Genomic DNA, 2,528 nt, shown 5'->3' with positions numbered 1-2,528 from the left:
CGCTGTGGCTGGCCGCGCTGGTGGGCGGCTTCGGCCGGGGCGGCAACGGCGCGGCCGGGCCGTTCGCGCCGGTCGAGCAGGCCTGGCTGGCGCAAGCCCTGACCCCGGTGCGGCGCGGACCGGTCTACAGCCTGAACGCGGCGCTGGGCTTCCTCGGCAACGCGGCGGGGGCGGTCCTGGCCGCGTCGCCGTCCCTGGTGCGGACCGTGCTGCCGGGCGCGCTGTCGTACCGGCCGCTGTTCCTGCTGGCCGCGGTGGGGTCCCTGCTGTGCTGCGCGCTGCTGCTGCGGACACCCGACTCCGAGGCCAGCCCCGCGCCGCCGGAGCCGCCGACCCCGCACGAGGACCGGCGGGAGAACCGCCTGGTGCTGCGGCTGATGGTTGCGAACATGATGAACGGGGCGGGCATCGGCGCGACCGGGCCGCTGATCGCCTATTGGTTCGCGATCCGCTTCGGCGAGGGACCGGCCGAGATCGGGCCGCTGATGGCGGCCGGCTTCCTGATGGCGGCCGTCGCGTCCCTGGGCACCGGGCTGCTGTCGCGCTGGGTGGGCGTCGTGCGCGCCGTCGTGGCGATGCGCCTGGTCGGCCTCGGGCTGCTGATCGCCCTGCCGTTCGCCGGCAGCTTCTGGCTGGCGGCCACGCTGTGGGTGCTGCGGGCGATGTTCAATCGCGGCACCACCGGCGCCCGCTCCGCCCTCAATGTCTCGATCGTCCGCGCCCGCCGGCGCGGCTTCGCGGCCAGCATGGGGAACGTCTCGACCCAGGTGCCGCGCGCGGTCAGCCCGATGCTGACCGGGGTCCTGTTCGCGGCGGGCGATCTGGGGCTGCCGTTCTTCATCGGGGCGGCGTTCCAGGGGGCGTACCTGGCGCTGTACTACTGGGGGTTCCGCCAGGTGGACCCAGGGGTGGAACCGGTGCGCGGGCGCTGACATCGAGCGGTCTGTCCCGTCGTGGTCTCCGCCGTCCTGACAGTCCTGTCCGGTCCGTGCTATCGTCGCGGCAAGACCGGGAGGATAGAACAATGACCATCCGTGCCCTCGGCTATGTCGGCATCGGCGCCGCAGACCTTGGCGACTGGACGGATTTCGCCACCAACTGGCTTGGCATGCAGATGATCGAGCGCGGCAACACCGCCCGCGCCTTCCGCATGGACGACCGGGCGCAGCGTCTGGTCATCGACCGCAGCCTGTCCGACGGCGAACGGTATTTCGGGTTCGAGGTCGCGGACGCGGCGGCCCTGGACGCCCTGGCCGCGACGCTGGACGCGCACAAGGTCGCGGTGACGCAGGAGCCGGCGAGCCTGGCCGCGCAGCGTTTCGTGACCGGCCTGATCAGCTTCCGCGACCCCGCCGGCAACCGGCTGGAGGCGTTCCACGGCGCCGCCGTCGCCGATACGCCGTTCAAGCCCGGCCGAACGATCTCGGGCTTTCGGACCGGGCCGCTGGGGATGGGCCACGTGGTCTTTCATGTAACGAAAATAGACGACCTCCTGTCCTTCTACATCGACGTCCTGGGCTTCGCGGTCAGCGACTACATCACGACGCCGTTCCGGGCCTATTTCATGCACGTGAACCCGCGGCACCACTCGGTGGCGCTGATCGAAACCGGCAAGCAGGACCTGCATCATTTGATGGTGGAGCTGTATTCGCTGGACGACGTGGGCCAGGGCTACGACATCGCGCTGGGCGACCCCGAACGGATCGCGACCACGCTGGGGCGGCACCCGAACGATGCGGTGACGAGCTATTACCTGCGCTCGCCGTCCGGGTTCATGCTGGAATACGGCTGGGGCGGGAAGGACGTGACCCCCGGCAACTGGACCGCGTCCGAGGTCACGGTCGGCCCCAGCCTGTGGGGCCACGACCGCGCCTGGCTGCCGGCGGAGCAGCGGGCGCAATCCCGGGCGCTGCGCCTGAAGGCGGCCGCGGACGGCAAGCGGGAGCCGTTGCGGGTGCTGGACGGCAACTTCGTCCGCCAGGCCGGGGCGTGCCCGTGGTGGGACGCCGTGACGGCGGGGCGCTGACGCGGGGCCTGGTCCGGACGCTACCCCTTCTGGTCCAGCCGCACCCTGGGATCCAGCACCGTATAGAGGATGTCCACGACCAGGTTGATCGTCACGAACAGCAGCACGATCATCATCAGATACGCAACGATCACCGGCCGGTCGAGCACGTTGATGCTGTCGATGATCAGCTTCCCCATCCCCGGCCAGGCGAACACGCTTTCGGTCACCACGGCGAAGGCAATGGTCGACCCCAGTTCCAGCCCGACGACCGTCACGACGGGGATCATGATGTTCTTCAGCACGTGCACGAGCAGAATCCGAGCGGGCGAGAGTCCCTTGGCGCGGGCGAACTTGATGAAGTCGAGGGGCAGGGTTTCGCGCACCCCGGCCCGCGTCAGGCGCAGCACCAGGGAGATGTTGAACAGCGCCAGGTTCAGCGCCGGCATCAGCAGGTGCCGCAGCCCGTCCAGCGTCAGGAAGGACCAGCGCACGCCGAACAGCACGCGGGTCGCGCCGCGCC

Annotated in this window: 3 protein-coding genes; 2 read left to right on the top strand and 1 reads right to left on the bottom strand. The window is 70.5% G+C overall.

Going from position 1 to position 2,528, the window contains the following annotated elements; all coding sequences use genetic code 11:
• Both VHB27_RS17315 and VHB27_RS17310 read left to right on the top strand, forming a co-directional pair.
• On the top strand, positions 1-932 hold a 932-nt coding region (locus VHB27_RS17315), incomplete at its 5' end, for an MFS transporter (protein ID WP_325602753.1).
• Positions 933-1,024: 92 nt separating this feature from the next.
• Positions 1,025-2,026, top strand: coding sequence for a VOC family protein (locus VHB27_RS17310; protein ID WP_325602751.1), 1,002 nt, complete (start codon positions 1,025-1,027; stop codon positions 2,024-2,026).
• A gap of 20 nt (positions 2,027-2,046) precedes the next feature.
• Here VHB27_RS17310 and VHB27_RS17305 read toward each other — a convergent pair.
• Positions 2,047-2,528: ABC transporter permease (locus tag VHB27_RS17305; protein WP_325602749.1), on the bottom strand; the 482-nt coding region annotated here is incomplete at its 5' end.

Source organism: Rhodopila sp., from assembly GCF_035548235.1.
GTDB lineage: Bacteria > Pseudomonadota > Alphaproteobacteria > Acetobacterales > Acetobacteraceae > Rhodopila.
The sequence above is the reverse complement of the archived record's forward strand: the minus strand, read 5'-3'. Positions and strand labels throughout refer to the sequence as shown.